The following is an 854-nucleotide window of genomic DNA, read 5'->3' as shown; positions in this document are numbered from 1 at the left end:
CAAGCTCTCATTCTCTACTCTGAATGTCAGAATTTAACAGCAGTAGCTAAATCAGTAGGTTTTGTTCATCAAACTGTACGAAACTTATTGAACCGTTATCTAGAAGGAGGTTTAGAGGCACTCCTTACTGAAAACCGTGGAGGACGCCGCCACTTTTATTTAACACATGAAGAGGAAGAGGAATTTCTTGAAGAACAGGCTTCTTCCGCTATGAATGGAGAATTTGTCACTGTTGACAAACTCTTTGAAGCCTATCAAAAAAGAGTAGGACGTAAGACAAGTCGCGAAGGTTTTTATGCACTTCTGAAACGTCATGGCTGGCGCAAGGTCAGTCCACGCCCTCAACATCCAAAGAAAGCAGATGCTAAGACGATTTTAGCGTCAAAAAATAAAATCTCAATTTGAGGAAAAATCAAGTAAGCGCTTTATCTGTGGTAAATCTTACCAAAAAGTTCGGCTTATGTATCAAGATGAGGCTGGTTTTGGACGTATCAGTAAACTAGGAGCTTGTTGGTCTAAAAAAAGCTGTCGTCCGCAAGTTGCTAGTCATCATATTCGTGAATATCGCTATTGTTATGGAGCGGTAGATGCCCGTACAGGGGATTCATTTTTTATCATAGCAGGAGGCTGTAATAGTGACTGGATGAATGAGTTTTTAAAGCAATTATCAGCGGCTTATCCAGATGACTACATCATCTTGGTCATGGATAATGCAGTTTGGCATAAATCACAGACATTGAGGATTCCTGCAAATATAGAATTTTCGTTTATCCCACCTTATACTCCTGAAATGAATCCCATTGAACAAGTTTGGGCAGAAATTCGCAAATTAGGATTTAAGAATAAGGTGTTTA

1 pseudogene is annotated in these 854 nt (G+C 39.5%); it reads left to right on the top strand.

Annotated elements, in window-relative coordinates:
* Positions 1-854: pseudogene (locus E4T71_RS08715) on the top strand (IS630 family transposase); the annotation flags it as partial.

The sequence above is a fragment of the Streptococcus sp. WM07 genome (genome assembly GCF_004570525.1).
Classification (GTDB): Bacteria; Bacillota; Bacilli; order Lactobacillales; family Streptococcaceae; genus Streptococcus.
The sequence above is the reverse complement of the archived record's forward strand: the minus strand, read 5'-3'. Positions and strand labels throughout refer to the sequence as shown.